General features: G+C 72.1%; 27 protein-coding genes and 1 pseudogene. 20 read left to right on the top strand and 8 right to left on the bottom strand.

Annotation, left to right across the window (positions count from 1 at the left end; translation table 11 throughout):
* Positions 1-126: 126 nt before the first annotated feature.
* Positions 127-1,032, bottom strand: coding sequence for a proline iminopeptidase-family hydrolase (locus DEJ00_RS02015; protein WP_258373486.1), 906 nt, complete (start codon positions 1,030-1,032; stop codon positions 127-129).
* Between the two features lie 86 nt (positions 1,033-1,118).
* On the opposite strand from DEJ00_RS02015, the gene DEJ00_RS02010 reads away from it, so the two are divergent.
* A complete protein-coding gene (locus DEJ00_RS02010; RefSeq protein WP_111056264.1) occupies positions 1,119-1,850 on the top strand; it encodes a FadR/GntR family transcriptional regulator in 732 nt (243 codons plus the stop codon).
* Positions 1,851-1,940: 90 nt separating this feature from the next.
* Here DEJ00_RS02010 and DEJ00_RS02005 read toward each other — a convergent pair whose 3' ends face one another.
* The gene (locus DEJ00_RS02005) at positions 1,941-2,504 is read right to left on the bottom strand and encodes a VOC family protein (RefSeq protein WP_035808811.1); all 564 of its coding nucleotides are present in this window, start codon (positions 2,502-2,504) and stop codon (positions 1,941-1,943) included.
* Between the two features lie 240 nt (positions 2,505-2,744).
* Here DEJ00_RS02005 and DEJ00_RS02000 point away from each other — a divergent pair, with 240 nt between their 5' ends.
* From DEJ00_RS02000 to DEJ00_RS01975, 6 genes are all read left to right on the top strand, one after another.
* Positions 2,745-4,310: an NCS1 family nucleobase:cation symporter-1 gene (locus tag DEJ00_RS02000; protein WP_035808813.1), complete on the top strand. Its 1,566-nt coding sequence runs from the start codon at positions 2,745-2,747 to the stop codon at positions 4,308-4,310.
* A gap of 159 nt (positions 4,311-4,469) precedes the next feature.
* Positions 4,470-5,234 (top strand): aspartate/glutamate racemase family protein, encoded by a 765-nt coding sequence (locus tag DEJ00_RS01995; RefSeq protein ID WP_111056263.1) that lies wholly within the window; start codon positions 4,470-4,472, stop codon positions 5,232-5,234.
* Complete coding sequence (gene allB / locus DEJ00_RS01990) at positions 5,231-6,607, top strand: allantoinase AllB (RefSeq protein WP_111056262.1); 1,377 nt, start codon at positions 5,231-5,233, stop codon at positions 6,605-6,607. Before DEJ00_RS01995 ends, allB begins: the two co-directional genes overlap by 4 nt.
* Before the next feature lie 43 nt (positions 6,608-6,650).
* The gene (locus DEJ00_RS01985; RefSeq protein WP_111056261.1) at positions 6,651-7,904 is read left to right on the top strand and encodes an alanine--glyoxylate aminotransferase family protein; all 1,254 of its coding nucleotides are present in this window, start codon (positions 6,651-6,653) and stop codon (positions 7,902-7,904) included.
* Entirely contained in the window at positions 7,901-9,160 is a 1,260-nt protein-coding gene (locus tag DEJ00_RS01980; protein WP_111056260.1) for an allantoate amidohydrolase, read from the top strand. Before DEJ00_RS01985 ends, DEJ00_RS01980 begins: the two co-directional genes overlap by 4 nt.
* The gene (locus tag DEJ00_RS01975) at positions 9,157-9,990 is read left to right on the top strand and encodes a MurR/RpiR family transcriptional regulator (RefSeq protein ID WP_071405077.1); all 834 of its coding nucleotides are present in this window, start codon (positions 9,157-9,159) and stop codon (positions 9,988-9,990) included. The genes DEJ00_RS01980 and DEJ00_RS01975 overlap by 4 nt, the downstream gene beginning before the upstream one ends.
* On the opposite strand, the gene DEJ00_RS01970 is transcribed toward DEJ00_RS01975, so the two are convergent.
* Together DEJ00_RS01970 and DEJ00_RS01965 are read right to left on the bottom strand one after the other, a co-directional pair.
* Positions 9,957-10,466 carry an SRPBCC family protein gene (locus DEJ00_RS01970; RefSeq protein WP_111056259.1) on the bottom strand — a complete coding sequence of 170 codons (510 nt, stop codon included), beginning with the start codon at positions 10,464-10,466 and terminating at the stop codon, positions 9,957-9,959. The two genes, DEJ00_RS01975 and DEJ00_RS01970, sit on opposite strands and share 34 nt — an antisense overlap.
* On the bottom strand, positions 10,463-11,038 hold the full coding sequence (locus tag DEJ00_RS01965) for a GNAT family N-acetyltransferase (RefSeq protein ID WP_111056258.1): 576 nt from the start codon (positions 11,036-11,038) through the stop codon (positions 10,463-10,465). The genes DEJ00_RS01970 and DEJ00_RS01965 overlap by 4 nt, the downstream gene beginning before the upstream one ends.
* Before the next feature lie 43 nt (positions 11,039-11,081).
* Here DEJ00_RS01965 and DEJ00_RS01960 point away from each other — a divergent pair, with 43 nt between their 5' ends.
* The 3 genes and pseudogenes from DEJ00_RS01960 (at position 11,082) to DEJ00_RS01955 (ending at position 13,143) form a co-directional block, all read left to right on the top strand.
* Complete coding sequence (locus tag DEJ00_RS01960; RefSeq protein WP_111056257.1) at positions 11,082-12,119, top strand: dipeptidase; 1,038 nt, start codon at positions 11,082-11,084, stop codon at positions 12,117-12,119.
* Positions 12,120-12,199: 80 nt separating this feature from the next.
* A pseudogene (locus DEJ00_RS18875) lies at positions 12,200-12,505 on the top strand (DUF1016 N-terminal domain-containing protein); the annotation flags it as partial.
* A 20-nt stretch (positions 12,506-12,525) separates the two neighbouring features.
* Positions 12,526-13,143 carry a PDDEXK nuclease domain-containing protein gene (locus DEJ00_RS01955; RefSeq protein WP_309148134.1) on the top strand — a complete coding sequence of 206 codons (618 nt, stop codon included), beginning with the start codon at positions 12,526-12,528 and terminating at the stop codon, positions 13,141-13,143.
* A gap of 27 nt (positions 13,144-13,170) precedes the next feature.
* Here the strand turns inward: DEJ00_RS01955 and DEJ00_RS01950 are convergent, their stop codons facing one another.
* Complete coding sequence (locus DEJ00_RS01950) at positions 13,171-13,842, bottom strand: DUF899 family protein (RefSeq protein WP_111056279.1); 672 nt, start codon at positions 13,840-13,842, stop codon at positions 13,171-13,173.
* Between the two features lie 204 nt (positions 13,843-14,046).
* Between DEJ00_RS01950 and cysK the strand changes: the two genes are divergently transcribed.
* Both cysK and epsC read left to right on the top strand, forming a co-directional pair.
* Positions 14,047-14,985 (top strand): cysteine synthase A, encoded by a 939-nt coding sequence (gene cysK / locus DEJ00_RS01945; RefSeq protein ID WP_027466262.1) that lies wholly within the window; start codon positions 14,047-14,049, stop codon positions 14,983-14,985.
* Between the two features lie 20 nt (positions 14,986-15,005).
* Positions 15,006-15,566, top strand: a complete 561-nt coding sequence (gene epsC, locus DEJ00_RS01940) for a serine O-acetyltransferase EpsC (RefSeq protein WP_027466263.1) — start codon at positions 15,006-15,008, stop codon at positions 15,564-15,566.
* A gap of 22 nt (positions 15,567-15,588) precedes the next feature.
* Here epsC and DEJ00_RS01935 read toward each other — a convergent pair whose 3' ends face one another.
* Complete coding sequence (locus DEJ00_RS01935) at positions 15,589-15,888, bottom strand: excalibur calcium-binding domain-containing protein (protein WP_196783335.1); 300 nt, start codon at positions 15,886-15,888, stop codon at positions 15,589-15,591.
* A gap of 141 nt (positions 15,889-16,029) precedes the next feature.
* On the opposite strand from DEJ00_RS01935, the gene DEJ00_RS01930 reads away from it, so the two are divergent.
* A complete protein-coding gene (locus tag DEJ00_RS01930) occupies positions 16,030-16,413 on the top strand; it encodes an MmcQ/YjbR family DNA-binding protein (RefSeq protein ID WP_111056255.1) in 384 nt (127 codons plus the stop codon).
* A gap of 24 nt (positions 16,414-16,437) precedes the next feature.
* Here DEJ00_RS01930 and DEJ00_RS01925 read toward each other — a convergent pair whose 3' ends face one another.
* On the bottom strand, positions 16,438-17,067 hold the full coding sequence (locus DEJ00_RS01925; RefSeq protein WP_027466266.1) for an MOSC domain-containing protein: 630 nt from the start codon (positions 17,065-17,067) through the stop codon (positions 16,438-16,440).
* Between the two features lie 189 nt (positions 17,068-17,256).
* Here DEJ00_RS01925 and DEJ00_RS01920 point away from each other — a divergent pair, with 189 nt between their 5' ends.
* From DEJ00_RS01920 to DEJ00_RS01895, 6 genes are all read left to right on the top strand, one after another.
* The gene (locus DEJ00_RS01920; protein WP_111056254.1) at positions 17,257-18,093 is read left to right on the top strand and encodes an alpha/beta fold hydrolase; all 837 of its coding nucleotides are present in this window, start codon (positions 17,257-17,259) and stop codon (positions 18,091-18,093) included.
* Between the two features lie 246 nt (positions 18,094-18,339).
* Positions 18,340-18,894, top strand: a complete 555-nt coding sequence (locus tag DEJ00_RS01915; protein ID WP_027466268.1) for an RNA polymerase sigma factor — start codon at positions 18,340-18,342, stop codon at positions 18,892-18,894.
* A complete protein-coding gene (locus tag DEJ00_RS01910; RefSeq protein ID WP_146247857.1) occupies positions 18,891-19,541 on the top strand; it encodes a hypothetical protein in 651 nt (216 codons plus the stop codon). Before DEJ00_RS01915 ends, DEJ00_RS01910 begins: the two co-directional genes overlap by 4 nt.
* The gene (locus tag DEJ00_RS01905; protein ID WP_111056252.1) at positions 19,538-19,846 is read left to right on the top strand and encodes a hypothetical protein; all 309 of its coding nucleotides are present in this window, start codon (positions 19,538-19,540) and stop codon (positions 19,844-19,846) included. The genes DEJ00_RS01910 and DEJ00_RS01905 overlap by 4 nt, the downstream gene beginning before the upstream one ends.
* A gap of 219 nt (positions 19,847-20,065) precedes the next feature.
* The gene (locus DEJ00_RS01900; RefSeq protein WP_111056251.1) at positions 20,066-21,325 is read left to right on the top strand and encodes an NAD(P)/FAD-dependent oxidoreductase; all 1,260 of its coding nucleotides are present in this window, start codon (positions 20,066-20,068) and stop codon (positions 21,323-21,325) included.
* Positions 21,326-21,340: 15 nt separating this feature from the next.
* On the top strand, positions 21,341-22,030 hold the full coding sequence (locus DEJ00_RS01895) for a hypothetical protein (RefSeq protein WP_027466271.1): 690 nt from the start codon (positions 21,341-21,343) through the stop codon (positions 22,028-22,030).
* 36 nt (positions 22,031-22,066) lie between these two features.
* Here the strand turns inward: DEJ00_RS01895 and DEJ00_RS18210 are convergent, their stop codons facing one another.
* Entirely contained in the window at positions 22,067-22,426 is a 360-nt protein-coding gene (locus tag DEJ00_RS18210) for a UBP-type zinc finger domain-containing protein (RefSeq protein WP_146247856.1), read from the bottom strand.
* A 105-nt stretch (positions 22,427-22,531) separates the two neighbouring features.
* Here DEJ00_RS18210 and DEJ00_RS01890 point away from each other — a divergent pair, with 105 nt between their 5' ends.
* Positions 22,532-23,200 carry an acetolactate decarboxylase gene (locus tag DEJ00_RS01890; RefSeq protein WP_181440061.1) on the top strand — a complete coding sequence of 223 codons (669 nt, stop codon included), beginning with the start codon at positions 22,532-22,534 and terminating at the stop codon, positions 23,198-23,200.
* The last annotated feature ends 10 nt before the right edge of the window (positions 23,201-23,210 follow it).

The raw sequence follows: 23,210 nt of genomic DNA, 5'->3' as shown, positions 1-23,210 counted from the left end.
GTGCTGGGGGAAGGGGAGCGGGTGGTGTTGTCGGGAAGGCGGGTGCGGCCGTTGTGGGTGGGGACTTCCTTCTATGGAGGCGCGGGGCGGGCCCGTCCCGCGCCTCCCGAGAAGGTGGTGGCCGGGTCAGGCGTCGTCGTGCGCGGCCAGGAAGGTCGCGACGACCCGGCGGAACTCCGCCGGCTGCTCCAGGTGCGAGCAGTGGCTCGCGCCGGGGAAGACGTGCTGCCGGACGTCGGCGATCCGCTCGACGAACGGGGCCCACGTGGCGGGGGTGGCCTCGTCGTGCTCGCCGGCGACGACGAGCGTCGGCACGGCGACGCGGTCGAGCCGGTCGACGATGGTCCAGTCGCGCATCGTGCCGATGACGTGGAACTCGTTCGGGCCGTTCATCGTGTGGTAGACCGTCGGCTCGCGCTCCATCTGCTCCTCGGAGTCGACGAAGTCCGGATGGCTCGGGACCACGCGGCAGACGTGCCGCTCGTAGAAGACCTGCGTCGCCGCCAGGTACTCGGGGTCGTCGACGGTGCCGGCCGTCTCGTGCCGGGTCAGGGCGTCCTGCACGTCGGCGGGCAGCTGCGCGCGGAGCTCGGCGGCGCCGTCGACCCAGAGCTGCATCGACGCGGGGGAGTTGCAGATCGCCAGCGAGCGGAGGCCCGCGGGCTGCCGCACCGCGATCTCGGCGCCGAGCATGCCGCCCCACGACTGCCCGAGGACGTGGTGGTCGCCGAGCCCGAGGTGCTCGACCAGGGCGGCGTACTCGTCGACGAACAGTTGCGGCTGCCAGGTGTCGACCGGGGCGTCCGGGCGGTGGCTGCTCCGGCCGCAGCCGAACTGGTCGTGGTGGACGACGGTCCGGCCGGTCTCGTCGGCCAGGGCCGCGAGGTTCCGGAGGTAGTCGTGGGCCATGCCGGGCCCGCCGTGCAGGACGACGAGGGGCAGCGCGCCGGCGACCGGGGTGTCGGGCGTGGTGACCCGGTACCAGGTCTCGCCGTCGCGGAACGGCATCGTGGATTCGGTGATGCTGGACATGGGGGTCAGCATGGAGCGGAAAAAGGTCCCACGCAATACCTTTTCTGCTGCCTTAACGTGGTCGTAACACCGCGAAGGGGGTCCGTGTGTCCGATCGTGCGACCGAGACGCGCGTCGACGAGGTCGAGGACCGCCTCGTGACCGCCGTCGCCGTGGGCGAGTACCTGCCCGGCGCGAACCTGCCGCCGGAACGCGAACTGGCCGGCCTGCTCGGCGTCGCCCGGGTCACCGTGCGGGGCGCGATCGCCCGGCTCGTCGAACGGGGGCTGCTCGAGACCCGTCGAGGCCGGGGAGGTGGCACGTTCGTCCGCACCGAGTGGCCGGACAACTCATCGGACGCCGTCGGGCGGGTGCTGCTTGCCCGGTGGGAGGCGATCCAGGACACCGCCGACGCCATCGCGCTGCTGCACGGGGCGCTCGCGACGGCCGCCGCGGAACGGGTGACCCCGGAGGACGCCGCCCTGATCCGTGCACGGCTCGAGGTGTTCCGCGACGCCACCTCGGGTCTCGAGAAGCAGCAGGCCGACGCCGTGCTGCACCGGACGATCATCGACGCCGCGCGGAACGACGCCCTGCGGACGGCGCTCGCCGGGTTGGAGGCGCAGATCTCCATCGCCGCTCCGGCGCACCTGTGGGGCACGGCCGAGGGCATGGCGGAGATGGAGACCCGCGCGCTCCACGAGCACGAGTCGCTGGTGGACGCGGTGTGTTCGGGGCGGGCACCCGAGGCGGGCGTGATCGCCCGGCAGCACGTCGGGATCGACGTCGAACTGCTCGAACGGGCCGTGCGGCGGACGGGGCAGGTGCCCCGGCACTGAGGCGCGGTCCGTCGGTCGGTGTGGTGGCCGGTTGGCTGGGTGGTCGGTCGGTCGGTGTGGTGGTCGGTCCGTCGGTGTCGTGGGCGGTCGTCAGTGCACGGCGGGTGCCGGCACCGGGTAGACGTCGTCCGGCATCGGCCACGGTGCCCACTTCGGCCGCGGCGCGTACACCAGGTACGGCTGCGGCGTCGGGTAGCTGACGAGCTCCAGCGTCGACCCCCACGGCGTGCGGGTGTACACGAAACGGTTGCCGGCCCCCGCCTCGTCACCACGCAGGTCGCGCGGGTCGGAGTTCCGGGTACCGCCGGCCGCCTCGACCCGGGCGAGCGTCTCGTCCAGGTCGTCGGCGTACATCGCCAGGTGCTGCCACCCCAGGTCGGACGGGTGTGCGGCGTTCCGCTGCTCGGGCCCCAGGTACTCGAACAGCTCGAGCCCCGGCCCCTCCGGCAGCGCGAGCATCCGCATGGCCCCCTGCGCCATGGTGCTCGGGATGCCGAGGTAGCCGTGCGCCTCGGAACTGCTGTTCGGCGTCTCGTCACGACGTCGCATGTCGTACAGGACGACGGCGTCGAACGCCGCCTCGAAGAACTGCGTGGCTGCGTCGATGTCCGGCACCGTGACGCCCACGTGGTCGATCCTGATTCCCCTGCTCATGGTCGATTCGTACCACCGGCGGTCACCGCCCCTCGGGTCCGTGCGGCGTCCGTGCGGGGTCGGTACGCATCGATGCGGCAAGCCGCAGCGCGGGTCTCCTGCCCGGTTCCGGAACGGTCGTTCCAGGACGGGGTGCGGGACACACGACCGTTACACGAGGGAAACGGCGGGGGCGAAGTCGCTCCGTAGCTTCGTGCTCAAGCACGCACCGCCCCGCTTCCCACTCCCTCGGAGGACGCCATGGCTACCGACATCGCGACACCAGTCGCCGCGCCCCACGCCCCCACCACGACCGCCGCTCCCGCCCCAGCGGGTGCCGGTGTCGTCAAGCCCGGGTACGACCCGGCGCTCACGAACGAGGACCTCGCCCCGCTGCGCGAGCAGCGCTGGACGAGCTACAACTTCTTCGCGTTCTGGATGTCCGACGTGCACTCGGTCGGCGGCTACGTCACCGCCGGGTCGCTCTTCGCCCTCGGCATCGCGAGCTGGCAGGTGCTCATCGCCCTGGTGGTCGGCATCCTCATCGTGCAGGTCTTCGCCAACCTGGTCGCCAAGCCGTCGCAGCGCACCGGTGTGCCGTACCCGGTGATCAACCGCGCGGTGTTCGGGGTGCTCGGCGCGAACGTCCCCGCCATCATCCGCGGCCTCATCGCGATGGCCTGGTACGGCGTGCAGACCTTCCTCGCCGCCCAGTCGCTGAACATCATCTTCCTCAAGTTCATCCCGGCGTCCGCGGGGCTGCTCGACCACTCGTTCCTCGGGCTGTCGGCCCTGGGCTGGATCTCGTACGCGATCCTCTGGGTGGCGCAGGGCGCGCTGTTCTGGATGGGCATGGAGGCCATCAAGCGGTTCATCGACTGGGCCGGACCGGCGGTCTACGTGGTGATGATCGCGCTCGCGGTCTACCTGGTCAGCCAGGCGGGCATCGGCAACATCTCGTTCACCCTGTCGGTCGGCGAGCCGCTGTCCTTCGGGGCGTCGATCCCGGTGATGCTGTCGGCGGTCGCCTTGGTGGTCAGCTACTTCTCGGGCCCGATGCTGAACTTCGGGGACTTCTCGCGCTACGGCCGGTCGTTCCGTGCGGTCAAGCGCGGCAACTTCTGGGGGCTGCCGATCAACTTCCTGTTCTTCTCGGTCCTGACGGTGCTCTGCGCCAGTGCGACGGTGCCGGTGTTCGGCAAGCTCATCACCGACCCGATCGAGACCGTGCAGGCCATCGGTGCCCCCTTCGCGATCCTGCTCGGCGGCCTGACGTTCGTCACCGCGACCGTCGGCATCAACATCGTGGCGAACTTCATCAGCCCCGCGTTCGACTTCTCGAACGTGGCACCCCGGAAGATCTCGTGGCGGGCCGGTGGCATGATCGCCGCGGTCGGCTCGGTGCTCCTCACCCCGTGGAACTGGTACGGCAACGACCAGGCGATCCTGTACACGCTCGGGGTGCTCGGTGCGCTGATCGGCCCGCTGTTCGGCATCCTCATCGCGGGCTACTACATCGTCGGCAAGCAGCGCATCGCGATCGACGACATGTACTCCACGAGCCGCACCGCCCGGTACTGGTACCGCGGCGGGTTCAACCCGAACGCCATCTGGACCCTCGTGGTCACCGGCGCGGTCTCGGTCGCGAGCGCGGTCCTGCCCCCGGCACTCGGCGTGCTGCCGTGGCTGGCGAGCTACAGCTGGTTCATCGGGTGCGGCCTGGGCCTCGTCGTCTTCTGGGCGCTCGAGCGTGCCCGGCCGAGCATGCCCGTGCTCGACGCGGACGACCCGACGGTCGACGACGGCGCGGCCGTCGGTCGCGCCTGACCGCCGGCGTCGCGGCCCGTCCTCCACAGGGCGGGTCGCGGCGCTCGGTCGTCCACAGATCCGAGACACGGCCGGGAGGCCCGCCCCGCCCCCGCCACGATGGTCACCACCCGGCGTCACCCGTTCCACGGCTCCACTCGCTCCACCGGAAGGACCCCGATGCGCATCCGCGTCGTCAACCCCAACACCACCGCGTCGATGACGCGGTCGATCGGCGTCGCCGCCCGTGCCGTCGCCGCTCCCGGCACGCTGATCGAACCGGTCGAGCCCACGATGGGGCCGGCCTCGATCGAGAGCCACTACGAAGAGGCCCTGGCCGTGCCCGGGTTGCTCGAGCAGATCGCCCGCGGGGAGCAGGACGGGGTGGACGCCTTCGTCGTCGCCTGCTTCGGGGACCCGGGGCTCGACGCCGCGCGGGAGCTCGCGACGGTGCCGGTGATCGGGATCGCCGAGGCCGGGTTCCACGCCGCCGCGATGCTCGGCCGCCGGTTCGGCGTCGTCACCACCCTGGCGCGGACGACCGGCCGCGCCCACGAGCTCGCCCAGCGCTACGGCTTCGCCCCGCTCGTCTCGGAGATCCGGGCGTGCGAGGTCCCGGTGCTCGAGCTCGACGACCCCGAGTCCGGTGCCCGTGCGCTCGTGATCGAGGAGTGCCGAGCAGTCATCGACGGGGGAGCCGACGCCGTCGTGCTCGGGTGCGCGGGCATGGCCGACTTCTGCGCCGAGGTCTCGCTGGCCATCGGGGCACCGGTCGTCGACGGCGTCGCGGCGGCCACGGTCCTGGCGGAGTCGCTCGTCCGGCTCGGGTTGTCCACGGGCAAGCGCGGCGAGTACGCCCTGCCGCCGGTGAAGGCGATGTCGGGGCTGCTGGCGGGCTTCGAACGCCACCCGGCGGCGGTCGCGACGGCCGGGGCGGGCGCATGACGGGCCTTGCGGCGGGCGACACGGCAGACCTGGTCGTCCGCGCGCGGCGAGCCTGGGTCGACGGCACGTTCCGCCCGGCCGCGGTCGTCGTCCACGACGGCCGCATCACCGGCGTCCTCCCCGTCGACGCGGTCGTCGACGCCGTGCAGGACCACACCGTGCCGGACGGGCAGGTGCTGCTCCCCGGACTCGTCGACACCCACGTGCACGTCAACGAGCCCGGCCGCACCGAGTGGGAGGGCTTCGCGTCCGCGACCCGTGCCGCTGCGATGGGCGGGGTCACCACGATCGTGGACATGCCGCTCAACTCGATCCCCGCGACGACCACGGTCGAGGCTCTCGCCGTCAAGCGTGCGAGCGCCGAGGGCCGGGTGGCGGTCGACGTCGGGTTCTGGGGTGGCGCCGTCCCCGCGAGTCTCGGGTCGCTCGACGCCCTGCACGACGCCGGCGTCTTCGGGTTCAAGTGCTTCACGGCACCGAGCGGTGTCGACGAGTTCCCGCACCTCGACCCCGGGCAGCTCCGCGCCGCGATCGCCGAGGTCGCCCGGATCGACGCCATGCTGATCGTGCACGCCGAAGACCCGGAGCACCTCGTGCCGCACCGGGCGCTCGGTGGCCGGTACGCCGACTTCCTGGCCACCCGGCCCGTCGCCGCCGAACGGTCCGCGATCGCGCAGGTCGTCGACGGCGCGCGGGCGACCGGTGCGCGGGTGCACGTGCTGCACCTGTCCGACGCGGGTGCGCTGCCGATGCTCCGTGCCGCGAAGGACGACGGCGTCCGGATCACGGTCGAGACCTGTCCGCACTACCTGTCGTTCGAGGCGGGCACGATCCCGGACGGCGCGACCGCCTACAAGTGCTGCCCACCGATCCGCGACGACGCCAACCGCGACGCGCTGTGGGCGGGCGTGCTCGACGGCACGATCGACCTCGTCGTGTCGGACCACTCGCCCTCCACCGCCGACCTGAAGACCGACGACTGGGGCCTGGCCTGGGGTGGGGTCGCCGGCCTGCAGGTCGGGTTCCGGGCGGTGTGGACCGAGGCCCAGCGTCGCGGGATCCCGCTCGAGGCGCTGCTGCCGCTGTTCACGACCGGTCCGGCCGCCCTGGTCGGGCTGCGCGACCGCGGGGTGATCGCTCCCGGTGCCCTGGCGCACTTCGCCGTGTTCGACCCGTCCGCCGAGTCCGTCGTCGACGTCACCGGGCTCGAGCACCGCAACCCGGTGTCCGCGTTCGACGGGCTCCGCGTGCGCGGCAGCGTCACCGAGACCTGGCTCCGCGGCCGTCGCATCGCCACGGCGGACGGAGGTGTGGCCGGCGTCGAGGGGCAGCTGGCCGGACGGCCCGTGCTCGCGGCGGAAACACCCCTGTAACGATCGTTCCGGTATCGTCGGATCAGGAACGGAAGGAACCAGCATGCTCCCAGTGAACCCACCCGCCCGTCTCCTCATGGGGCCCGGTCCGATCGACGCCGATCCGCGCGTGCTCCGTGCGCTGTCGACGCCGCTCGTCGGCCAGTACGACCCGTGGATGACCTCGACGATGAACGAGACGCAGGCGCTCTACCGCCGCGTGTTCGGCACCCGCAACGACGCGACGCTGCTCGTGGACGGCACCTCGCGTGCGGGGATCGAAGCGGTGCTGGTGTCGCTGCTCGCCCCGGGTGACCGCGTGCTCGTGCCGGTGTTCGGCCGGTTCGGGCACCTGCTCGCCGAGATCGCCGGCCGTGCGGGTGCCGAGGTCCACACCATCGAGACCGACTGGGGCCAGGTATTCACGCCGTCCGCCATCGAGTCGGCGATCGCCCGCGTCCGTCCGAAGGTGCTGGCGGTCGTGCAGGGCGACACCTCGACCACGATGAACCAGCCGCTCGACGAACTCGGTGCGATCTGCGAGCGGTACGGCGTCCTGCTCTACACCGACGCCACCGCGACGGTCGGCGGCAACCCGCTCGAGGTCGACGCCTGGGGGATCGACGCCGTGAGCGCCGGGCTGCAGAAGTGCCTCGGCGGCCCGTCCGGCAGCGCACCCGTCACGCTGTCGCCGGGGGCCGTGGCCGTGCTCGACGAGCGGCGGAGCGTCGAGGCCGGCATCCGCGAACCCGGTGACGACGTCGCCGACGAACCGATCCGCTCGAACTACCTCGACCTCGCGATGATCCTCGACTACTGGGGCCCCCGCCGCCTGAACCACCACACCGAGGCCGCTTCGATGCTCTACGCGGCCCACGAGTGCGCCCGCATCCTGCTCGAGGAAGGCCGCGACGCCGTCGTCGCCCGCCACGAGACCGCCGGGCGCGCGATGCTCGCCGGGGTGCAGGCCCTCGGACTCCGGGTCTTCGGCGACGTCGCCCACAAGATGCACAACGTCGTCGCCGTCGAGATCCCCTCCGACGTCGTCGGCGACCAGGTGCGCGGCGCGATGCTCGACGACCACGGGATCGAGATCGGCACCTCGTTCGGGCCGCTGCACGGACGGGTCTGGCGCATCGGCACGATGGGCTACAACGCCCGGAAGGACACCGTGGTCACGACCCTGGCCGCGCTCGAGCACACCCTGCGCCGGGCCGGGCGCGCGGTCCCGCACGGCGGCGGTGTCGATGCCGCACTCGACGTCTTCCGCGACGACACCGCCGCGGTCGCTCCCGCCGGGGCCGAGGTGCTCGCGTGAGCGCCGTGCCCGTCCTGAACGCCACCGCCGTGGGCACCGCCGACGCCGAACTCGTCGCCCGCTGGTGCGACGAGCTCGCCGCCCTCAGCGCCGAACCGGGCCGCATCACCCGCGTCTACCTGTCACCGGAGCACGCCCGGGCGAACGCCCTCGTCGCGGGCTGGATGCAGGACGCCGGACTGTCCACCTGGCAGGACGCCGCCGGCAACCTGCACGGCCGGGCCGCGGGCGCGACGCCCGACGCGCCCGTGCTGCTGCTCGGCTCGCACCTGGACACCGTGGTGGACGCCGGCCGGTACGACGGCGTCGTCGGGGTGCTCATGGCCATCCGCACCGCCGCCCGGCTCACCGCCGACGGTCCGCTGCCCGTCGCGCTCGAGGTCATCGCGTTCTCCGACGAAGAGGGCACGCGCTTCGGCAAGGCCCTGCTCGGTTCGTCCGCGGTGGCCGGCGTCTGGGACGACGCCTGGTGGGACCTGGCCGACGGTGACGGCGTCACGCTCCGGCGGGCCTTCACCGACTTCGGCCTCGACCCGGAGCGCGTCGGCGACGCCGCGATCGACCCGGCTTCGGTGGTCGGCTACCTCGAAGCGCACATCGAGCAGGGGCCGCACCTCGAGCAGGCCGGGCAGGCCCTCGGGGTCGTCACGAGCATCGCGAGTGCCCGCCGGTTCTCGGTCGAGGCCGTGGGAGAGGCCCGGCACGCCGGTGGCACCCCCTACGAGCGCCGGCACGACGCCCTGCTCGCGGCCGCCGAGGCCGCGCTCGCGGTGGAACGCATCTGCAGGGCCTCGCACCAGGTCGGCACCGTCGGCACGATGACCGTCGAACCCGGAGCCGTCAACGTCGTCCCCGGGCTCGCACGGTTCTCGGTCGACCTGCGCGGCGAGTTCGACGACGAGCGCGACGAGGTCTGGCACGAACTCACCAAGGCCTTCACGCTCATCGGTGAACGACGCGGGGTGAGCGTCACCCCGACCGAGGTGCACCGTGCGCCCGCGGTGTTCTGCTCGCCCCGGCTGATGGACGCCGTCCGCGCCGGGATCACGTCGACGGGCGAGACCGCGCCCGTGGAGCTGTTCTCACGAGCCGGCCACGACGCGATGTCGCTCGGGCTCGTGACCGACGTGGCGATGCTGTTCCTCCGGAACCCCGACGGCATCAGCCACCATCCGGACGAGTTCGTGTCGACGCCGGACATCGCCCTCGGCCTCGACGCCCTGGCCGTCGCCGTCGACCGGGTGGCCCGCGCATGAGCACCGCCGGCCCCGACGTCCGCGCCCGGATCGACTCCGTCTGGGAACAGCTCTCGCCCGCCGAACGACGCGTCGCCGCGATGGTCCGCCACGACCCCGAACTCCTGCTCGTCGGCACCTCCGCCGAACTCGCTGCCGAGTCGGGCACCTCGAAGGCCACGGTCTCGCGACTCGTGCGGTCGCTGGGGTTCCAGGACGCCGCCGAGGTCCGGCAGAACCTGATGTCCGCACGGGGCTCGGGCCTGCCGTGGGTCGCCGAGGACGCCGCCCACGTCGACCAGCGCGCGGTCGAGGCGCGCAACCTCGACGCGGCCTTCGCGTCGCTCGGCCGAGCGGACCGCCCGCGGCTGGCCCGTCGGATCGTCCGTGCCCGCCGCGTGCTCGTCCTCGGTGAGCGCGGCGCCTACCCGATCGCGCTGCAACTGCGGTCCCAGCTGGCGCAGGTGCGGTCCGACGTCCGGGTCGGTCCGTCACCCGGTCAGCGGCTCGGGGAAGAGGTCGCCGACCTCGACCGCCACGACCTCGTGGTCCTGGTGACCGTGCGTCGGCACACCGCCGGGGTCGAGCGGATCGTCCGGCACTGCGTCGACTCCGGGGCCGACGTCATCGTCCTCGGCGACCCGACGGCCGCGGTCATCGCCGCCCCCGCGGCCACCGCGATCCTCTGCCCGGTCGACTCGCCGTCGGCGTTCGACTCGATGGCCGCGCTGTTCGCCGTCGTCGCCGCGATCACGAACGACGTCTACGACGCCTCCGGCCCCGGTGGTCGGGTGCGGGTCGACGCCGTCGCCGCCGCCTACGACACGCTGGGGGAGCTCGCTGCGCCCTGATCGCCGTCGGATCCGGCGCGCAGCTCGGCACGCAGTTCGGCGGCGAGCGAGGCGTTGCGGTCGGCGATGAGCCGCGGCATGTACCGGGCCAGCGCGAGCACCTCGGCCAGGCGGCCCAGCGGGCCGAGCGGCGCGCGGAACGTGATGGTGTCGACCATGCGCGTGCCGCCGGCCGACGGCTCGAAGCGGTGCTCGTGGTGGAACCGGGCGAACGGCCCACGCACCTGTTCGTCGACGAACCGGTGCGGCGCCTCCAGGTCGGTGATCCCGCTCGTCATCCGCCAGACGATCCCGAAGTGCCGCGCACGCCAGGTGACGGTCTCGCCCAGGCCGATCGTGCCGGCCGTCGTGCCGGCGACGGCGCGTTCGTCGGTCGCGGCCATCGATCGCTCGTGCGCGCCGATGTCGAGTGACAGCGCGAAGGCGCGCTCCGGCGGAACCGGCAGGTCCGTCACGACCCGGAACGAGACGGTCACGACGCCGGCCAGACCGTCGGGGCGGACCGATCGTCGTCGTGCAGCGCGGCGGCGAGCAACTGGTCGTGCCGGCTGCCGCGGTGCAGCACACTCGACCGGGTACGTCCTTCGAACCGCAGACCGAGCCGTTGGGCGACCGCGGCCGACGCGGTGTTCGTGGCGATCGCGCGCCACTGGACCCGGAGGAGACCGAGTCCCTCGGGCACTCCGGCGAAGGCCCAGTGCAGCACGCGCTCGGCGGCCTCGGTCATGATGCCGGAGCCGCGACCGTCCGGGTGCATGGCGTACCCGATCTCGGCGGCCCCGTCGGCGAAGGCGAACAGGCCGACCGTGCCGAGCAGCCGGAGGTCGTCCGCGCGCCGGATCCCGAACTCGTACCGGCTGTCCGCCGCCCAGCCGGCCGCGACGACGTCCGTGATCCAGTACCGTGCCTCAGCATGCCCGTACGGCACCGGCACCGGGGTGTACGCGATCACGTCCGGGTCGTTGGCGTAGGCCACCACGTCGTCGGCGTCGCCGAGCTCGGGGGCCGAGAGCACCAGTCGATCGGTGCGGAGGGTGACGGGCTGCACGGTTCGAGCCTAGCCACGACGGCGCGGGCGGTAGCGTCGGGGGATGACGTTCGACGCGCTCCCGTTCCCGGTCATCGACGGCCACAACGACCTGCCGTGGGAGCGTCGTGACAGCCACGACTCCGGTGTCGAGGGCATCGACACCGAGACCGACTCGCTGCACACCGACATCCCGAAGCTCCGCGCCGGCGGCGTCGTCGGGCAGTTCTGGTCGGTGTTCGTGCCCGCAGACGACCCGGACCCCGTGACGACGACACTGCAGCAGGTCGACCTCGCGCACCGGATCATCGCGCGCTACCCCGACGACCTCGCGCTCGCCCGCACCGCCGCCGAGGTCCGTGCCGCCGTCGACTCCGGCCGGATCGCGTCGCTGCTCGGCGCCGAGGGCGGGCACTCGATCGGCGACGACCTCGCGGTCCTGCGGACCTTCGCGCGGCTCGGCGTCCGCTACATGACGCTCACCCACAACGACGACACCCCCTGGGCCGACTCCGCGACCGGGGAGCGTGCGCACGGCGGCCTGACCGACCGCGGGCGGCAGATCGTCGCCGAGATGGAGCGGATCGGCATGCTCGTCGACCTGTCCCACACCGCACCGGCCACCATGCGGGACACCCTCGACGTGGCGACCCGACCTGTCGTGTTCAGCCACTCGTCGACCGTCGCGATCGACGACCACCCGCGGAACGTGCCCGACGACGTCCTCGCACGGCTGGCCGACAACGGCGGCGTCGTGATGATCACCTTCGTGCCGAAGTTCGTGTCGCGGGCGTGGGCGGACTGGGAGGAGTCGGGCATGTCCGGCGAGCCACCCCTGGTCACGGTGTCGGACGTCGCCGACCACGTCGAGCACGCGCGTGACGTCGCCGGTGTCGCGCACCTGGGCCTCGGCGGTGACTACGACGGCACCCCGGTGCTGCCGCCGGACCTGCGGGACGTGTCGCGGTACCCGGTGCTCGCGGCGGAGCTCGTCCGGCGCGGCTGGGGCGAGTCGGACCTGCGTGCGCTGGCCGGCGGCAACGTGCTGCGGGTGCTCGAGGCGACCGACGACCGGTTCGCCCGGACGGCGTTCGTGCGCTGACGCGGTGGGGCGAACGCCTCACATCCGCCGTGCATACCGATTGATGGACAGTGCTTCGACCGAGCATCCACCATCGGCGGATGACCGATGACGCCGCATTGCCGACCGAGTACGCCGAGACCTTCCGGGCCATCCGAGACCGCGTCACGGCGACGCGCAGTCGCGTGCAGCTGGCGGCCAACGCCCACCTCATCCACCTGTACTGGTCGATCGGTTCGGTCCTGCTCGAGCGGTCGAAGGCCGGACGGTGGGGAAGCGGGGTCCTCCGGCAGCTGGCAGAGGACCTGCGGGCGGAGTTCCCGTCGATGACGGGGCTGTCACCGACGAACCTCAAGTACATGCGGCAGTTCGCGGCGGCGTGGCCCAAGGAAGCGTCAATTGGTCCACAGCGTGTGGACCGATTGCCGTGGGGGCACATCAGAGCGCTCCTGCCGGAGTCAACCTCCGGTCGCGCGCGCTCGAGCGCTCCGGGGCGCAGACAACCAACTTCAGCCGTCTCGTCGATGGCGACGATGCGGATCTCGCGCAGCAGATCACCCGTGACCCGTACGTCCTGGACTTCTTGGCGGTGGACGGCGACCGCGACGAACGCGCCATCGAGTCCGCGATGGTGGACCGCATCGCGGAGACGCTGCGCGAGTTCGGCGTCGGCTTCGCGTTCGTCGGGCGCCAGGTGCACTTCGACGTCGACGGCAGCGACTTCTTCGTCGACCTGCTCTTCTTCCACGTGGAGCAGCTGCGGTACGTGGTCGTCGAGCTCAAGACCGGCGAGTTCCGTCCCGACAACGTCGGGCAGCTGTCCTTCTACGTCGCCCTGGTGGACGCGCAGTTGCGCCGCGAGCAGCACGCCGAAACCGTCGGGCTCCTGCTGGTGGCCGGCAAGAACGACGCGGTCGTCCGGTACTCGCTCGGGGTCTCCAACGCCCCGGTCGGGGTCGCCTCGTACGACCTCCTGCCACCCGAACTCCAGGAGGCACTGCCGAGCGAAGCGCAGCTGCAGCGTGCGCTGCTCGGTGCGAGCTGAGCGGCACCTCGTCCGGAGAGCGGCGGGTCAGCCGTACGTCGGGTACTGCGGCCACCCCTCGGGGCTGTCCTCCCAGTCCTGCTGGCGGCCGCACACCGTGCGGTCCATGACGTGCGCGACGGGCTGGATGGCCTCGGTGCCACGAGCGGTGGTCGCGTAGGTCAGGTACGGGACGCCGTCGCGCAGCAGGTAGTACGAGTACCCCGGCACCGGGCCGTCCCAGTCGTCGTGGTGCACGGTCCACCCCCAATCCCCGTGGTAGCTCGTCGCGCCGGAGGACACCCACCGGTGCGGCCACCCCTGCTGTGTACGCCACTGCTCGAGCTTCTCGACCGGTGCCTCCGACACCATCGCGAACGCGATGCCCTCGTCGTCGAGGCGTCCCATGTCCGCGGGGAGGTCGTCGATCGCCCACGTGCAGCTCGGGCATGCGTCGTCCCAGTCCGCGCTGTACATGACGTTCTGCACCAGGAGCAGGTAGCGGTCGCCGAAGAGCTCGGTCAGGTGGACGGGCCCGTCCGGCCCGTCGAATGCGTAGTCGTCAACACGGACCATCGGCAGCCGCCAGCGTGCAGCGGAGACGCGGTCGCCGTGTCGGGTGAGTTCCTTCTCGTCCCGCACCTGATCCGCCAGGGCCGCGTCGAACGCGGCGCGGTCGACCACGGGCGGGGCAGCGCCGGGTTGCTGGAGCTTGGACATCACGACCTCCTCGTCGTTGCGCCGCACCATGCGTGCGGACCGCGCGTGTGGCAACAGCCACGAACCGGCCCGGAGGCGCGACTCGCGTCCGGAGCGCACGCGCCGTCACGGACAGGACCGCCTGGGGTCCGGTCGCTAGGATCGGGCGCACACCGCGCCTCCAGGAAGAGCGATGCGCGACCTGAGCTGCGAAGGACGGACCGGATGAGCGGCACCATCTACGAGAACATCTCCCAGGCGTTCGGCAACACCCCGCTCGTCAAGCTGAACCGGCTGCCGAAGGCGGGCGGGGCCGAGGTGCTCGCGAAGCTCGAGTTCTACAACCCGGGAGCCAGCGTCAAGGACCGCCTGGGCGTCGCGATCATCGACGCGGCCGAGGCCTCCGGTGCGCTGCAGGCCGGCGGCACCATCGTCGAGGGCTCGTCCGGCAACACCGGCATCGCCCTGGCACTTGTCGGCGCTGCTCGCGGGTACCGGGTCGTCATCACGATGCCCGAGACGATGAGCGTCGAACGCCGTGCGGTGATCCGTGCGTACGGGGCCGAGATCGTCCTGACCCCCGGGCCCGAGGGCATGAAGGGTGCGGTCGCCAAGGCCGAGTCGATCGTCGCGGAGACCCCCGGCGCGATCCTCGCCCACCAGTTCGAGACGGCGGCGAACGCCGAGATCCACCGGAAGACCACGGCGGAGGAGATCCTCCGTGACACCGAGGAGCACGTCGACGTGTTCGTCGCCGGTGTCGGCACCGGCGGCACGATCACCGGTGTCGGGCAGGTGCTCAAGGAGCGCGTGCCCGGCGTGCAGATCGTCGCCGTGGAGCCGAAGGACTCGCCCCTGCTCACCGAGGGCAAGGCCGGTCCACACAAGATCCAGGGCATCGGCGCGAACTTCGTGCCCGAGGTCCTCGACCAGAGCGTCATCGACGAGGTGTTCGACGTCGAGCTCGACGACGCGCTCCGGGTGGCCCGCGCCCTGGCGACGCAGGAGGGCATCCTGTCGGGCATCTCGTCCGGCGCGATCATCCACGCGGCGCTCGAGATCGCCGCACGCCCCGAGAACGCCGGCAAGCGGATCGTCGCCATCGTGTGCGACACCGGAGAGCGCTACCTGTCGACGGTGCTCTTCGAGGGGCTCACTGCGTGAGTCGTCCTCTTCGACGAGGCGTGCTGCGGACCATCCGGGAGGACCTGTCCGCAGCACGCCGCGGTGACCCCGCAGCCCGGGGCGACCTGGAGAACGCGATCGTCTACTCCGGGTTGCACGCCATCTGGACGTACCGGGTGACCCACCGACTCTGGAACGCACAGGGGCTGCCCGGGTCCCGGTTCGCGGCCCGGCTGCTCGGGCAGGTCGCCCGGTCGGTCACCGGCATCGAGATCCACCCCGGCGCGCGCATCGGCCGCCGGTTCTTCATCGACCACGGCATGGGTGTCGTCATCGGCGAGACCGCGGTCATCGGCGACGACGTGCTCGTGTTCCACGGTGTCACCCTGGGCGGACGCGGGGGCGACCACGGCCCGGGCGCCCGTCGGCACCCGGTGGTGGGGGACCGCGTGGTGCTCGGCGCCGGGTCGTCGCTGATCGGGGCGATCACGATCGGTCCGGACTCCGTCGTCGGCGCCAACACCGTGGTGACGAAGGACGTCCCGGCGGGGTCCGTCGTCACCGGGGTCGCCGGAACTCCGCGTCCCCGGTCCGGGCACGAGGGCGTCCCGACGCTCTGACCGCGCCGAGCGCGAGTGAGCGTCAGCTCTTCTCGCAGGCGATGCCGTCCTTGTCGCGGTCGAGCTTGGCGTTCGCCTTGTACAGGGCGTCGTCCTTCTTCACCGTGCCCTTGAGCGCACGGGTGGTGGTCTTACCGCCCGAGACGACCTTGTTGCTCGTGACGGACTTCTTGGCGATGCCACCGGAGTACACCTTCTGCACCGCGGTGCAGTTGGCGTAGGACTTCGGTGCCGCCTGCGCGGTCGAGGTCCCGCCGACGACGACCGTGGTCGCGAGGACGGCGGTGGCGGCGGCGATGCCGAGGGTACGGATGATGCGCACGGGTTCCCCCTGGAACTGGTGGTGATCGCGCGAGCGACCGCCGCGTCGGGTACGCGGCGTGGTGATCCTACGACGTGATCGAGGCTCACGACCCGCCCCCGAACGGGGTGCGCTGTCGGCGGCCTGCGGCATCCTGGTCAGATGGACGGCGAGCAGCTGCACGAGATCGCGAGCCGCACGGCCCTGGGGCTGCCGGCGGCACTCGAGACCCAGCCGTTCGGCGAGGGCTCGGTGGTCTACAAGGTCGTCGGCAAGATGTTCGTGATGGTGACCGAGGTGCGTGGGACCCCGATCGTGAACCTCAAGTGCGCGCCGCCGCACGGGGCGGCGCTGGTGCGCGACCACGACGAGATCACGCCGGGGTGGCACATGAACAAGCGGCACTGGATCACGTTGGCACCGGGCGACGGCATCGACGAGACCCTGGTCGAGGACCTCGTGGCGAACGCCTACGACCTGGTGGTCGCCGGGCTGCCCGTGGCGAAGCGTCCGATCGACCCCTCGCGCGGCGTGCTACCGGCCTGATCGGGCTCGACGGGCTCGTCGGGATCAGACTCGCGCGGCGACCTTCGACAGGTCCTGGACGACCTTCGGAGCCAGGCGCTCGCCCGACTCGAGCACGGCCCGCGCACGATCGGGTGCCAGGTCGCCGAAGATCTCGCCGATGGTCACCCCGTGTTCCGGCCGGTACGTCACCTCGATGGGGTCACCCGCGGCGACCGAACCGGACTTGACCACGCGGAAGTACGCCCCCGGCCGCCCCTCGTCGGCGAACCGCTTCACCCACTTGTCGACCCCCATGCGCCGGGCGAAGGTGCCGCAGGGCGTGCGGGGGACCGTCACCTCGAGTACGAGGGTGTCGCCGATCCGCCAGCGTTCCCCGGTCACGGCCCCGGTCACGTCGATGCCGCTGGTGCGGAGGTTCTCGCCGAACAGGCCGGGCGGGACCTCGCGCTCGAGCAGGTCGGCGAAGTACGCGGCGTCCTCGTCGGCGTAGGCGTACACGGCCTGGTCCACACCGCCGTGGTACTTGCGGTTCGCCTGCACGTCGGCGCGCAGGCCGAGCGGCCGGACCCGGACGCTCCCGGTGACCGGGCGCTTGTCGATGGCGGTGACGCCGATGATGCCGGAGTCCGGCAGCAGGCGGTCGACGCGGCAGACGGCGGTGACGAGCGACATGGAGCCAACTCTGGCGCACACACGCCGCCGCACCAAGCAGGGCCGCGCACGGCCCGGCGGATCGGGATGAATGACCCAAGCGGTCGAGCGAGCACCGGCCCTACGGTGAAGGGGCTTCGGTCTCCCGCCGATCGGGAGGCAGCGGCCAGTCCGCGTCACATGTGGAGCAGGAACTCACGGAGGTTCACGATGGCGTTCGTCACCACGAGCGATGGTGCAGAGATCTTCTACAAGGACTGGGGGCCGCGCGATGCGCAGCCGATCGTCTTCCACCACGGATGGCCCCTGTCGTCGGACGACTGGGACGCGCAGATGCTGTTCTTCCTGGGCAAGGGGTACCGGGTGATCGCGCACGACCGCCGTGGGCACGGGCGTTCGTCGCAGATCGGCACCGGTCACGACATGGACCACTACGCGAGTGACACGGATGCGCTCGTGCAGCACCTCGACCTGCGGAACGCGGTCCACATCGGGCACTCGACCGGTGGTGGCCAGGTCGCGCGGTACGTCGCGCAGTACGGCGAGCCGCAGGGCCGGGTCGCCAAGGCCGTCCTGGTGTCGTCGGTGCCCCCGATCATGTTGCAGAGCGACTCGAACCCGGAGGGCACGCCGATCTCGGTGCTCGACGGGTTCCGGAGCGCACTCGCTGCGAACCGCGCCGAGTTCTTCCAGGCCGTCGCCGAGGGGCCGTTCTACGGGTTCAACCGTCCCGGCGTGGAGGTCTCCGCCCCGGTGGTCGCGAACTGGTGGCGGCAGGGGATGACGGGCAGCGCCCTGGCCCACTACGAGGGCATCAAGGCGTTCTCCGAGACGGACCAGACCGAGGACCTGAAGGCGATCTCCGTCCCGGTCCTCGTCACGCAGGGCGATGACGACCAGGTCGTGCCGTACAAGGCGGCCTCGCTCAAGCAGGCCGAGCTGCTCGGCAACGCCACGCTCAAGATCTACGAGGGGTACCCGCACGGGATGCTGACGACCCACGCGGACGTCATCAACCCCGACCTGCTCGCCTTCATCCAGCAGTAGGACGAGCCGACCGGCAGTAGGACGAGCCGACCGGCAGTAGGACGAGCCGACCGGCAGGAGGACGAGCCGACCGGCAGGAGGACGAGCCGACACGCAGGACGCCAGGGGCGCACACCGGAACCGTCCGGTGTGCGCCCCTTCCGTGTGTGACGAACGCGGTGCGGGATGCGTCCCACCAGTACCCGTCCGACGACGGTGGACGGACGCACCCAGCCGTTCACCATCCACCACCAGTAGAAGGAACGCGTGCACCACCAGTCCCTCGCCGAGCTCGACGACGCGGTCCTCGCCGGCCGGTCGTCCGACGGCGACGTCCGGGCCTTCGAGGTCCTGATCCGTCGCCACACCCCGCTGCTCCGCGCCTACGCCCGTCGGACCCTCGGTTCCACCGACGAACTCGACGACGTCGTGCAGGAGACCTTCATCACCGCGTGGGACCGCCTCGACTCCCTCGAGGACCTCGCACGCGTGAAGTCGTGGTTGATGCGCATCCTGAGCAGGAAGTGCCTCGACCGGATCCGCGCGCGGCGCGTCCACGACGACGTCACCGAGCTCGAGGTCGCCGCGCCGGCCGACGACGCACCCGACCGGGTCGCCGAGGCGCGCTCGCGCGAGGACGCGGTCGAACGTGCGCTGGCCGAACTGCCCGAAGCCCAACGACGGTGCTGGATCATGAAGGAGGTGCTCGAGTACCGGTACGACGAGATCGCCGCCGAACTCGACCTGCCACCCTCGACGGTCCGGGGACTGCTGTCCCGAGCGAGGAAGAACATGATCCGACTCATGGAGGGATGGCGATGACCGACCACGACGGCATCCGGCCGGACCTGCCCGACAGCCCCGAAGCACTCGACGCCCTCGAACCCGGTGACCTGGACGGCCATTCGATCGACGAACTCGCCGACTACCTCGACGCCGGCATGCAGCCGGCGGACCCGAGCATCGACGACTCGCCCGCCTGCCAGAACGCCCTGGCCGCGATCATCCGCGTCCGCCACGCGTCGCTCCGCTCGCTCGAGGCGGCCGCCCGCGACGAGGCCCCGGCCGACGAGTCCTGGATCAGCGGCGTCCTGGCGAACATCTCGATCGAGTCCCGCTCCGGTCGCGACGTCCCGCTCCGCCCCCTGTCCGAGACCGAGCGCCCCGTGATGACCGAGGGGGCCATCCGTTCCCTCATCCGCCGCACCGGTGACGAGGTCCCCGGTGTCCTGGTGGCACGCTGCCACCTCGACGGCGACGTCACCGAACTCGCGTCCCCGATCCGGGTGGTCGTCGAGATCGCGATCGCGTCCGGTCCGTCGATCCCCGCCACCGCTGAGCTGGTCCGCACCGCCGTGGCCGGCGCCCTGGACGAGCAGACCGACCTGCTCGTCGAGGCGGTCGACGTCGTCGTCCGCGACCTGCTGCCGGACCCCGAGCCCGGTACCGACCCCGAGGAGGCCCGATGAGCACCACCGACGAGACCCTCGCCGCGATCGAGGCCGCCGTCCTCGAGGTCTCCGGCGTCACCGACCTGTACCGCTCCCGCCCGACGGTCGCGAGCGCCGTGCAGGCGGTCCGCAGCATCGCCACGAGCACCGGACCGCTCCGGGTCGTCATCGACGACGGCGCCCTGCGTGTCGTCATCGGCACCGACGGCTTCCGCCCGGCCCCCGAGGTCGCACGCGCCGTCCACGACGTCGCCCTGGCGACCGCGGCGGCGCACGGCCTGGCGCTCAGTCGCGTCGACGTGCGCGTCGCGCGGGTGGGCTGACCGCGACCACAGATCGGACGGGAGGCCCGTGGCGACGCCGCCACGGGCCTCCAGTCCGCCGTGGGCGCAGCTGACCCCGGCACACGCGACCCGACGCCGCCCGCGGCGCCGAAGGAGACCCTCGCAGGACCACGTGCGGAGCGCCGGCAGTCCGTAGCGTGCTCGTGAGGGAGCGGCAGCAGTTCCGCACCGATCGTCGTCGCACCGACCGGAGGAGCCATGGAGACCGACGCCGCCGTGCTCCCGTCACGTCGCGTCCGCGTGTACGGACGGCCGTTCGACGCGGACTCCTACGCCCTGCGGGACTTCCTGTCGCGCTCCGTGGTGCAGTTCGACTGGTTCCCGGTCGACGTCGACGGGGTCGGGGGCGCCGACCGGGTCGATCCGTCGCGGCTCCCGCTCGTCGTGTTCCCCGACGGCACGGAACTGGTCGCGCCCACGCTGCGCGAGGTCGCCGACCGGCTCGGGTGGATCCACGCACCGCGCCGCCAGGAGTACGACCTGTCGATCTACGGTGCCGGTCCCGCCGGGCTGTCCGCGGCCGTGTACGCGGCTTCCGAAGGGCTCGACGTCGTCCTGCTCGAGCGGGACGCCGTGGGCGGGCAGGCCGGGTCGAGCAGCCTCATCGAGAACTACCTGGGGTTCCCCGAGGGGATCGCCGGAGCGGACCTCGCCGAGCGCGCCCGGGAACAGGCCGTCCGGTTCGGCGCCGAACTCCTGGTGATGCGCGAGGGTGTGCGCGGGGTCTTCCACGACGGCCGCATCCACGCCGACCTCGCCGACGGCGGCCACGTCGTCGCCCGTGCGAACATCTGCGCGACCGGTGTCGAGTGGCGTCGGCTGGGGTTGCAGCGCGAGCAGGAGCTGCTCGGCTGCGGTGTCTACTACGGTGCCGGGACGAGCGAGGCGGACGGCTGCGCCGGCGAGCAGGTCTTCGTGGTCGGCGGGGCGAACTCGGCGGGCCAGGCGGCGATGAACCTGTCCCGCTCCGCGGCGCACGTCACGATGCTCGTGCGGGGCGCGTCGCTGTCGGCCACGATGTCGGAGTACCTGAGCGCCAGGATCGTGGCCGCACCGAACGTGACGGTCCGGACGGGCTGCCAGGTCTCGGCGCTGCACGGGGACAGCCGACTCGAGTCGATCGAGGTCACCGACGGCGACGGCGCCACGGTGTCGCTGCCGGCCACGCGGTTGTTCATCTGCATCGGCGGACGACCGGACACGAGCTGGGCCGAACAGACGCCGATGGTCCGTGACCGGCTCGGGTACCTGGTCACCGGCCCGGACCTCGACGCCGTCGACGGCTCGCTCGAGCACTGGCCGCTCGAGCGGCGTCCCTTCTGGCTCGAGACGAACGTGCCCGGGTCCTTCGCCGCCGGGGACGTCCGCGCCGGGTCCGTCAAACGCGTCGCCGCAGCGGTCGGCGAGGGCGCCATGGCCGTGACCTTCGTCCACCGCCACCTGGCGACGAGCGACTGACCGAGGAGCCCCGTGATGCCCGACGAACCCGACACGACACTGCCGACCGCCGCCGAGTCGATCACCTCCCTGGACCGGCCGACCGCCTTCTTCAACGCCCTGATGACCGAGCACTTCGTCCTCGAGAGCGCGCGGAGCATCACGGTCAGCGAGTCGAGCAGCCGCTCCTCGCTGTACCTCACCACGCTCTCCAGCTCGCTCGTCGCCTTCGGGTTCCTCGCGCACACGCCCTTCGCGCTCGGGTTCCTCGGCGCGATCATCCCGGTGATCGTCCTGCTCGGCGCGTTCACCTACGAACGCCTCGTCGAGACCTCGCTCGAGGACGTCGCGGCACTCGCCGCGATGCAACGCATCCGTCGCTACTACGGCCGCCTGCTGCCCGAGGCCGACACGTACTTCCCGATGCCCCGCGGGCGGCACGCGGCCAACGAGCTGCTCGACATCGGCCGGGCCCCGTCGTGGTACCGGCTCCTGTTCACGATGTCGTCCGCGATCGCGGTGGTGAACTCGATCGTCGCCGGCGCCGGGGTCGCCATCCTGGTCGACCAGCTCGGCGTCGACGACCCGGGTTCGATCGTGTGGGGCGTCGGATCGGCGGTGGTGCTGGCCGTCGCACACCTGTCGTACCAGGTCCGGTCGCACACCACGATGCACGAGCTGATCGCCCGGTCGGAAGCACTGGACACCGACCGCCGGCTGCCCTGACCGGCCGCGGCCGGCCGCGACCGGCCGCGACCGGTGTCAGCGTCGCTCGGCCAGCTGCTCCGTCCAGTCGCGGGGGAGTCGGTCGGCCGGACCCGGGACCGACTGGGTCGTCGGGTGCGCCTGCGGGTCGGCGAGGCGGGGTCCGTCCACGAAGTCCTGCGTGACGAAGTCCCAGAACCACCCCTCGCCGGGCTCGAACGACTGCATGACCTCGTGCCCGGTGACCGCGAAGTGCGCGGTGGCGTGCCGGTTCAGGGAGTCGTCGCAGCAGCCGACGTGTCCGCAGGCGGCGCACCGACGCAGGTGCACCCACCACGAGCCGGTCGCGTCGCACTCCACGCACCCCGCGCCGGACGGGGGGACGGACGGGGAGACCGTGTTCGCGCGTGCACTCATGGTCCAACCGTGCGCCGCACACCCACCCGGACGCTTGAGTCAAACGGCGCTGGTACCGCGCGGGCGGAGTTCCTACGGTCGAACCGAGGACGGACGAGGAGCACGGTGCGGGAGACGACGGATGACGGGACCACGTCCCTGGCGACCCTCGCCGCATGGGCGCACCGGGCCGTCGACGATCCTCGACGTGGACGACCGGCCGTCCACGTCCCGGTCACCGTCGCGGCCCTCGGTCGGCACGGCACCCTGGGACTCGGCGCGCTCGCCGGCGGCGACGCCGGACCCCGCGGCCTGGTCGTGTGCGAGCGCCGGTGCTTCCGGATGCTGCCGGACGGCACCGCAGCGGTCGCGGACGCGGACGACCCGGTCGCGTTCGCCGTCGTCTCGACGTTCTCACCCGACCTCGCGGTGACGGTCGCGTCGGTCGCCTCCGTGGCCGACCTGGAGGCCCGGATCACCACGGTCCTGCCGCCGCGCGACTTCGCGGTGGCCGTCTCGGTCGACGGCGTCTTCGACGAGGTCCGGACCGAGGACGGCACGACCGGGACGACGGTGCACCGCGCGGTCGCGGGTCGTCTCGTCGGCTTCCGGACGCCGGGCCCGGGCGGGGCCGGCGCCGGTCTGCACCTCGCGTTCCTCGACGCCACCCGCACCCGCGCCGGAGCGCTCGCCGGGTTCGCGGGGTTCTCCGGACGGATCGAGCTCGGGTTCTCCACCGCGCCGCACCTGGCGGTCCGTGCGCTCGGCGCCGGGTTCGACGGCGGACCGGTGTGACCCGAGCGGT

The sequence above is a fragment of the Curtobacterium sp. MCLR17_039 genome (assembly GCF_003234745.1).
Lineage (GTDB): Bacteria > Actinomycetota > Actinomycetes > Actinomycetales > Microbacteriaceae > Curtobacterium > Curtobacterium flaccumfaciens.
This window is presented reverse-complemented; position numbering and strand designations above follow the sequence as displayed.

What these genes read in the sequence shown, in the direction of transcription:
- DEJ00_RS02015 (WP_258373486.1), bottom strand. Translation starts at nt 1,032, where the DNA reads ATGTCCAGCATCACCGAATCCACGATGCCGTTCCGCGACGGCGAGACC.
- DEJ00_RS02005 (WP_035808811.1), bottom strand. Translation starts at nt 2,504, where the DNA reads ATGAGCAGGGGAATCAGGATCGACCACGTGGGCGTCACGGTGCCGGAC.
- DEJ00_RS02000 (WP_035808813.1), top strand. Translation starts at nt 2,745, where the DNA reads ATGGCTACCGACATCGCGACACCAGTCGCCGCGCCCCACGCCCCCACC.
- DEJ00_RS01995 (WP_111056263.1), top strand. Translation starts at nt 4,470, where the DNA reads ATGCGCATCCGCGTCGTCAACCCCAACACCACCGCGTCGATGACGCGG.
- allB (WP_111056262.1), top strand. Translation starts at nt 5,231, where the DNA reads ATGACGGGCCTTGCGGCGGGCGACACGGCAGACCTGGTCGTCCGCGCG.
- DEJ00_RS01985 (WP_111056261.1), top strand. Translation starts at nt 6,651, where the DNA reads ATGCTCCCAGTGAACCCACCCGCCCGTCTCCTCATGGGGCCCGGTCCG.
- DEJ00_RS01975 (WP_071405077.1), top strand. Translation starts at nt 9,157, where the DNA reads ATGAGCACCGCCGGCCCCGACGTCCGCGCCCGGATCGACTCCGTCTGG.
- DEJ00_RS01960 (WP_111056257.1), top strand. Translation starts at nt 11,082, where the DNA reads ATGACGTTCGACGCGCTCCCGTTCCCGGTCATCGACGGCCACAACGAC.
- DEJ00_RS01950 (WP_111056279.1), bottom strand. Translation starts at nt 13,842, where the DNA reads ATGTCCAAGCTCCAGCAACCCGGCGCTGCCCCGCCCGTGGTCGACCGC.
- cysK (WP_027466262.1), top strand. Translation starts at nt 14,047, where the DNA reads ATGAGCGGCACCATCTACGAGAACATCTCCCAGGCGTTCGGCAACACC.
- DEJ00_RS01930 (WP_111056255.1), top strand. Translation starts at nt 16,030, where the DNA reads ATGGACGGCGAGCAGCTGCACGAGATCGCGAGCCGCACGGCCCTGGGG.
- DEJ00_RS01925 (WP_027466266.1), bottom strand. Translation starts at nt 17,067, where the DNA reads ATGTCGCTCGTCACCGCCGTCTGCCGCGTCGACCGCCTGCTGCCGGAC.
- DEJ00_RS01920 (WP_111056254.1), top strand. Translation starts at nt 17,257, where the DNA reads ATGGCGTTCGTCACCACGAGCGATGGTGCAGAGATCTTCTACAAGGAC.
- DEJ00_RS01910 (WP_146247857.1), top strand. Translation starts at nt 18,891, where the DNA reads ATGACCGACCACGACGGCATCCGGCCGGACCTGCCCGACAGCCCCGAA.
- DEJ00_RS01905 (WP_111056252.1), top strand. Translation starts at nt 19,538, where the DNA reads ATGAGCACCACCGACGAGACCCTCGCCGCGATCGAGGCCGCCGTCCTC.
- DEJ00_RS01900 (WP_111056251.1), top strand. Translation starts at nt 20,066, where the DNA reads ATGGAGACCGACGCCGCCGTGCTCCCGTCACGTCGCGTCCGCGTGTAC.
- DEJ00_RS01895 (WP_027466271.1), top strand. Translation starts at nt 21,341, where the DNA reads ATGCCCGACGAACCCGACACGACACTGCCGACCGCCGCCGAGTCGATC.
- DEJ00_RS18210 (WP_146247856.1), bottom strand. Translation starts at nt 22,426, where the DNA reads ATGAGTGCACGCGCGAACACGGTCTCCCCGTCCGTCCCCCCGTCCGGC.